Raw genomic sequence first — 6,516 nt, 5'->3', positions numbered from 1 at the left:
CGAGCATCGGCTAGGAATTCTTCCAGCTCCTGTCTCCTCTTCTCGGAGTTATGAATTGTCTCTTCAAGCGCATCGAGTGCCGCTTTGAGCTGTTTTAAGGAGAGCTCACGCCAGTTTTCCATATTCTCAATCCCACGCTCCTTAAGTTGTTTGTATAAGCGGTTTCGCTTTTGGGCTTCTTCCCTCTTATTTCCCATGGGCCGGATATTTCGACCCCCCGCTTCCGGTTCTCTTTTGCCATTCCCCCCAATCTCGCCACGTCTTTTATCACTGGATATCTCCGAGGTTTCTTTTTCACTCAGTTTTTCATGATAATGAAACTCCGAATATGTCCCGGGATAAGTAATTATATTCCTCTTGTCGGCATACCAGATCTTATTAGCAACCTGATCAAGGAAATGCCTGTCATGACTCACGACAAGGAATGTCCCTTTATATTGCTTAAGGGCATCGACAAGGACATTTCTCGACTTTATATCCAGGTGGTTCGTAGGCTCGTCCAGGATCATGAAGTTTTTAGGTGACAGGAGAGTCTTTGCGAGAGCTACTCTGCTTTTCTCACCACCCGACAATACTCTTATCGTTTTATAAACTTCTTCCCCACTGAAAAGAAACGCGCCGAGAAGCGACCTGATTTCGGTTTCGTTCTGTGACGTAGGCTCCGCTTCAAGCTCCTCTATTATAGTATTCCTGGGGGAAAGCGATTCGGCTTGATCCTGCGCAAAGAAAGTCAGCTCCACATTATGTCCGACTTTTCTCTCACCTGAAAAGGGTTCTACTCCCTGTAAAATTCTCGCAAGAGTGCTTTTCCCCGCTCCGTTCTTTCCGATTAGCGCGATCTTGTCTCCTCTTAATATCGAGAGGGGGCCAGCGTCCGAGAAAACTTCGATACCGCGACCGTCCTTATTCTTATATGACTTTGAAAATTGCGTGAGCTCAACCACAACTTTGCCAGACCGCTCTGGCTCGGGAAATTTAAAATGTATCGATGCATTATCAGAGGCCGGCCCGGGTATACGCTCTAACTTCTCCAGCATCTTTATCCGGCTCTGGACTTGCCTTGCCTTGGTGTTCTTGTAACGGAACCTTTCTATAAACCGTTCGGTCTCCCTTATTTTTCTCTGCTGGTTCTTGAATGCCAGTTCTTGCATAGCGAGCCGGGCGCTCCGCTCATTTAGATAAGACGAGTAATTCCCCGAATACTCCGTAATTTGCCCCAAGTCCAGCTCTGCAATACTATCGACCATGCGGTCCAGGAAATAACGGTCGTGCGAAACCATGATCACGCTTCCCTGAAAGGATCCCAGATAATCCTCAAGCCAATCTATGCTTTCTATATCCAGGTGATTAGTAGGCTCGTCCAGCAAAAGAACATTCGGCTTCAGTAATAAAAGCTTTGCGAGCGCCACCCTCATCCTCCATCCGCCCGAAAAGGTAGTAAGGGGTTTGGTTAAGTCCGAGTCTTGAAACCCGAGTCCCATTAGCAATTTCTCCGACTGATATTTAAGAGTATGCGAGTCCCTTGTTCTAAGTTCGTTATGTATTGCGTCTAGTCGCAGGAGTGTTTTCTTGTATCTATCTGAATTGGTTTCTCCTATTTCGCTCAATTTTTGTGTCAGCGATTCCAATTCGCCCTCAAGATTATTCACATCCTTAAATGCGCTAAGCGCCTCTTCAATAACTGATTTATCCGAGCTGGTATCCTCAACCTCCTGAGGTAAATAACCTATGGTGTGAGAAGGGGGGATGCTGACCGATCCTCTTTCAGGAGCAACGACGCCCGCTATCATATTGAGCAATGTTGTCTTACCTACCCCGTTCGGACCGAATAAACCTATTCTTTTACCGCCCTTTATATGCCAGGAAAGGTTTTTGAATATCTCCCTCGAACCGAATGATAGAGAAATATCTGTTAGCTGAATCATCTTATTTTTGTATCTTAGCCCCCGGAATAGCGAATATAGGGGAGGCACTCTTGTTGGTGCTAGACCTCGTCGGTTTCACCAACCGATAATAATCAACCTCAAAAGCCAGAATTATCAAGTGAACCAGGGACAGAGGCTCTGGAAATGATTTATGTAAGTTTCTGTCCCTAGTTTATTCCCTATTTTCTTTAAATAATCTTTCGTGTGCTATTCTAGTGATATTAGCCGTATCTAAAAATCGGTATCGAAAGGGAGGTTCAAAATGGCTCGAGCATGTTTTTCAATATCGTTATTTTTCCTTCTGACAAACGTTGCGGTATTCCTTATTAGTTCGGGAGCAAAAGGCGAAGCCACAGGAAATGCGAGTGAAGGCGTAATCTGTGAAGGACGCTATGTATTATGCACATCCGCGCCGTGCGTTCCCGATCCGCGGGACCCCAACACAATTGCGATATGCCTTTGTGAAGTAAACGAAGGCAAAAGCTTCGGCATGAAACCATGCCCGGAACGGGCTCCTCATAGTGATAAAAGCGGGGTTGAGACATTAATTTCCACATACTCTTTCGCCGAGGCCCCTACCAAGCCGGTAATGATCTGTCCCAGTGGGAAACCCTGGACGGATTGTTTAGACAAACCATGCACGGTAGATCCGCTAGATCCACTCAAGGCGATCTGCGCTTGCGACATCAAGCGCACAAATCGCTTTGTAACCTATGGGGCCAATTGCAATGGCATTACGTGCAATACTGGTTTCTGGTCAGGCGCGACGGTAGAAGCTTTTGTCAGCGCTACCGAGATACTCGGACAAGCCCTGGGCCTGGAAAAATCACCGGCAACCTTTTGTCCCGGAGTGAAATAAAGCAAAATGATTGAGTTAGCTATGTTTAAGCTTCTGCCTTTGTAACAAAGGGTTGCGTCCCCTTTAATAAGGTTTAAGTCGGACTCATAAGTAATGTACAGCATATTTGCAATAATTATGAAATACTGCTTCTGATTGTCCTTCAAAAATCTAACTTAAATTATGGCTATATCTTAGGGGGCAGATCATTAATAGAAAACCCAGACCGAAATAAGAAACGAATCAGTCTGGGTTTTTCTGAATGGACCTTCAAATATGATGGGGTTTTTCCTCTTTAGGTCCACTTCAAAACGGAAATTGATTAACTGTGTATAGGGAAGGCTCAAGAGAAGGAATTCTTTTAACAGAAAAAGGAGCAAAGGCGCAGGAGGCAGTCGAATTGAACGAGCCGGAGCCCCGGGAAGAAGGGGTGCATACCCCATCATACCCCATCTCATCCCTTCATCCCACCTCCACCACCAAGGAAATCACTCCGATAAAACGACCCCTCCTGCTAAATAGATACAATTATTTTGCAGTTTAAGTTCAAGTGACAGCTAATTTCATAAGTCAACGCGCAATCCAGCCGCCGTCTATGTGAAGCATACTGCCGGTCATAAACTCGACTTCATCGTCGCATAGAAACAGCACACCCCTCGCAATTTCAGACGGCTTCCCGAGACGGCCCATCGGATTGTAGGACTCCCAGAGTCTCCTTGCCCCTTCCGGGTCATCCGTTTGTTCGAATAGACCCTCGACCAAGGGTGTAACCGTAGTTCCGGGACAAATTGCATTTACCCTGATTCCTTGTTGTGCATATTCGACAGCCATAGCTCTCGTTAACTGTGCAATAGCACCCTTTGTAGCGATATATGCGGCACACGCTGGCGCTGCTCTTGATCCTAGAATTGAAGAGTTGTTGACTATGCAGCCCTTTCCCTGATTCAACATGTGCGGAATCGTAAATTTTGACATTAAGAATGTGCCCCGCACGTTTATCTCAAACGTTTTGTCCCAAATTTCAATTGGAGTTTCATGGGTGTAATATACATAAAGTACTCCTGCATTATTGAATAAAATATCAACTCTTCCATATTTATTTATGACGTAATCGACAGTATTTCTACAATCTTCTTCCTTCGAGGCATCGGCTACCAGATATTCAATTTCACCCCCACTGCCCTGATTTTGAGCGTCTCCAACTGCTTCCTTAAGAGTTTTTTCCGTACGTCCTGTTATTATGACACTGGCTCCTTCTCTGTAGAACAGAAGTGCAGTGTCTTTCCCCAGACCTAAACTCCCCCCCGTAATTATCACTACTTTATCTTTAAGCTTCATGTTGATATACCCTCCTTATTAAGTTTTACCGTCTATTCAAATCTCATCGGTGCATGCAGATTTATCTAGAATTTGCATATCCTCTGTGTGTCGATCATATAAATCGACTTTTCCCTTAGCCGTTTCCCATCCCACCATAGCTCTTTTTCTTGCTGTGCCCCACTTATAGGAGCCGAAAATTCCCATACTGTGGATTAATCGGTGACAGGGGATGAGATATGCAATCGGGTTTGACATCACCGCTTTTCCTATAGTTTTCAACCCGTCAAGGCAGCCTATAGATTTTGCTATGTCCTCATATGACAGAACATGCACAGAAGGTATATTAAGTAATGCCTGCCAAACCTTAATCTGAAAGTTGGTACCCTTTAAGAATAAATTTAATTTCGGTCTATCCTCTTTTGATGAGGGAATGAATATTTTATCTATATAATCGCGTGTAAAATTTGCATTCTCAATAAACTTTGCCCCGTTCCATTCTTTCATGAGGCTTGTTATTGTTTCATCGACATTGTTCTCTGCTATAAAAGACAGTCCGCAGATTCCCCTTTCAGTTACGGACAGAAGACATTTTCCGAAGGGCGTGGGGTGGACTCCATAAATAATGACCAGACCTTGCCCCTTTTTTTTAAATTCTCCGGGAGTAACTGCATCGATTGTGACAAAGAGTTCGTGCAGCCTGCTTGTGCTTGAGAGTCCCGAGTTATAAGTTATATCGAGAAGACTTTGTGACTCGTCTAAAAGGTTTTTTGCATACTCAATAGTCAAAAATTTCAGGAATTGCTTAGGCGTTATACCTGCCCATCTTTTAAATAAACGGTGAAAGTGATATTCACTGAGATTTACATTTTTGGCAAGTTCACTCAACGTAGGCTGTTCCCGGAAATGCTTATCCAGATACAGAATAGTCTGCTCGATTCTTTGATAATCTTTCGATAATTTGTATAAATTATCTTCGAACAATATATAAGCCTCACAGATTCAAACAAATGTTAGCATCATAATTGTCTATTATATTTTAGATCCCCATAATTTTTTTAGCAATCCGTTTCTTGCTATTTCTCTAGGTGAGAGAAATATTATCTCCATTCAGTGAGGAACGGCTTAAATCATGCTATATGAAAGTGTTAGGAGCATGAGTTCAGTATTAATTCCTGAATCTGGAAAGTTAAAATATTAAGGGATTTTACTGGATGTCGTTTTTCAATATGTCAGCTGAAACTTTTTTCTTTACGGTTTCCCACTTCTCGAGCAATGAATTCAGTATTCGCCTGGATTCGCCTATATTACCATTGTTCAGGTTACTCAACATATCCCATGCCTCTTTTGAGCTGTGATCCATATTAAGAGTATAGGGATTAATGAAGGAACATAACTCTCCGTAATCGAGAACCAGATAGCTTAATGTATCAAATTCTGAAAGCCAAGCCCTAAGCTCGAACAAATCAGATTGGATCCTTTTTAACTTCATCAAGAACGCCGACTGCTCTGTCGCTTCACTGTGTGCCGTAATTGAGTCTTCTATTATCCCATCCGCTTTATCTATCCGGTTGAGACTTTGTTTTAAATCCGTTCCGTAATGAATTCTCCCAAACCCCATATGGGTGTAAAAGAACTTTCTTTCATCGTCTTCAAATAATATAAACCATTGTAACGGAATATGATTGTCCGAATGAAGCATGTATTCATTTTTAAATAAACGGAGGGGTGAAATAAGGTATTTCCCATCACTCCCCTTCATAAACAGGCAATCGTGAATCTCATCGACTTCGAGAAACTTTGATAATTTGTACTGGAAATCTCTATACTCATCTCCAAACCATACTCCGTATGGAGAAGTCGGTCCTCCCCAATATTCTTTATAGAAGCTTATATATTTACTCCAGTATTCACTCATCCTACCAAATTTATCTATAGGTTCATATACTATGAGTGTACTTTTTGGCATATTTAATTGATACTAGTGTTATAACATTTGCTGTCAAGTATATAACACTAGAATAATACACAGTTTACTTTTTTATATCATCTTTATTTTTTCCCTATTGTCAGGCAGCATCTCTATGTGAAGTATGATTTCTGTAATACTCCTCTTCAAAGATAGGGTGACGCATCTTGACTATTGACCATTTATAGCGCAAAAATGAGCGTCTGCATCTTCACGCGCTGGTGCCCAAATCCTCTTAAAGCAATAAATAAAGGGGGTCTAGAAAGGGGGTTAAATCTTTTGTTGACTAATTTTTATTAGCATCTCTATGAATTCCCGTTAAATTCTGTGCCCGAATGTTACCCCGTTGGAATAATAAGGGTACAGGTACTATGGGGGAGCTTGCAAATGACAAGGGGAGGAGGGAGAATTTCGATTACTAACCGGAAAACGCTTTTTGCATTGTTTCGTCGAGTGTGATAAGGTCC

General features: G+C 42.6%; 6 protein-coding genes. 2 read left to right on the top strand and 4 right to left on the bottom strand.

The window, feature by feature from the left end:
- A partial coding sequence (locus VGA95_01095) for an ABC-F family ATP-binding cassette domain-containing protein (GenBank protein HEX9665137.1) occupies positions 1-1,925 on the bottom strand: 1,925 nt, incomplete at its 3' end.
- Positions 1,926-2,187: 262 nt separating this feature from the next.
- Here VGA95_01095 and VGA95_01090 point away from each other — a divergent pair.
- Positions 2,188-2,784: a hypothetical protein gene (locus VGA95_01090; protein ID HEX9665136.1), complete on the top strand. Its 597-nt coding sequence runs from the start codon at positions 2,188-2,190 to the stop codon at positions 2,782-2,784.
- 307 nt (positions 2,785-3,091) lie between these two features.
- Positions 3,092-3,307 (top strand): hypothetical protein, encoded by a 216-nt coding sequence (locus VGA95_01085; protein HEX9665135.1) that lies wholly within the window; start codon positions 3,092-3,094, stop codon positions 3,305-3,307.
- A 26-nt stretch (positions 3,308-3,333) separates the two neighbouring features.
- On the opposite strand, the gene VGA95_01080 is transcribed toward VGA95_01085, so the two are convergent.
- The 3 genes from VGA95_01080 to VGA95_01070 all read right to left on the bottom strand — a co-directional run bounded on the left by VGA95_01080 (position 3,334) and on the right by VGA95_01070 (position 6,049).
- Positions 3,334-4,101 carry an SDR family oxidoreductase gene (locus VGA95_01080; protein ID HEX9665134.1) on the bottom strand — a complete coding sequence of 256 codons (768 nt, stop codon included), beginning with the start codon at positions 4,099-4,101 and terminating at the stop codon, positions 3,334-3,336.
- Between the two features lie 36 nt (positions 4,102-4,137).
- Positions 4,138-5,064, bottom strand: coding sequence for a methylated-DNA--[protein]-cysteine S-methyltransferase (locus VGA95_01075; protein ID HEX9665133.1), 927 nt, complete (start codon positions 5,062-5,064; stop codon positions 4,138-4,140).
- A 223-nt stretch (positions 5,065-5,287) separates the two neighbouring features.
- Positions 5,288-6,049 carry a hypothetical protein gene (locus VGA95_01070; GenBank protein ID HEX9665132.1) on the bottom strand — a complete coding sequence of 254 codons (762 nt, stop codon included), beginning with the start codon at positions 6,047-6,049 and terminating at the stop codon, positions 5,288-5,290.
- Between the last annotated feature and the right edge of the window lie 467 nt (positions 6,050-6,516).

Source organism: Thermodesulfobacteriota bacterium (assembly GCA_036397855.1).
GTDB lineage: Bacteria > Desulfobacterota_D > UBA1144 > Nemesobacterales > CSP1-2 > DASWID01.
This window is presented reverse-complemented; position numbering and strand designations above follow the sequence as displayed.

Bases quoted from the DNA above. Each gene is read 5' to 3' on its own strand.
- VGA95_01070 (HEX9665132.1), bottom strand. From the start codon at position 6,049: ATGCCAAAAAGTACACTCATAGTATATGAACCTATAGATAAATTTGGT.
- VGA95_01090 (HEX9665136.1), top strand. From the start codon at position 2,188: ATGGCTCGAGCATGTTTTTCAATATCGTTATTTTTCCTTCTGACAAAC.
- VGA95_01080 (HEX9665134.1), bottom strand. From the start codon at position 4,101: ATGAAGCTTAAAGATAAAGTAGTGATAATTACGGGGGGGAGTTTAGGT.